Source organism: Zwartia panacis, from assembly GCF_030410395.1.
GTDB lineage: Bacteria > Pseudomonadota > Gammaproteobacteria > Burkholderiales > Burkholderiaceae_B > Zwartia > Zwartia panacis.
On the sequence record NZ_JAUHHF010000049.1, the window covers coordinates 1 to 255 of the forward strand.

General features: G+C 55.3%; 1 protein-coding gene. It reads left to right on the forward strand.

The window, feature by feature from the left end:
• On the forward strand, positions 1-120 hold a 120-nt coding region (locus QWY30_RS16010), incomplete at its 5' end, for a hypothetical protein (protein ID WP_290242673.1).
• Positions 121-255 lie beyond the last annotated feature (135 nt).

Below are 255 nucleotides of genomic sequence, written 5' to 3' on the forward strand. Positions count from 1 at the left end.
CGGCATGAGGATGCCGCGGCTCAGGCACGTGCGATTGCCGATTACATCGCAGGGATGACGGATCGTTACGCGATTCGCGAGCACCACCGTTTGTTTCGGATGGGCAATCAGTTTGACTAGTATCAGGTAGAACGTTATGACATCCACGCGTATGTATGTTTTAGCAGTCAGTATGGCGGGCATGGCTTTGTTGTCCGGTTGCGCACAACAAGCCGCCGCACCGATCAGAACAGTTGAGCGCGACAGTGCGCCAAG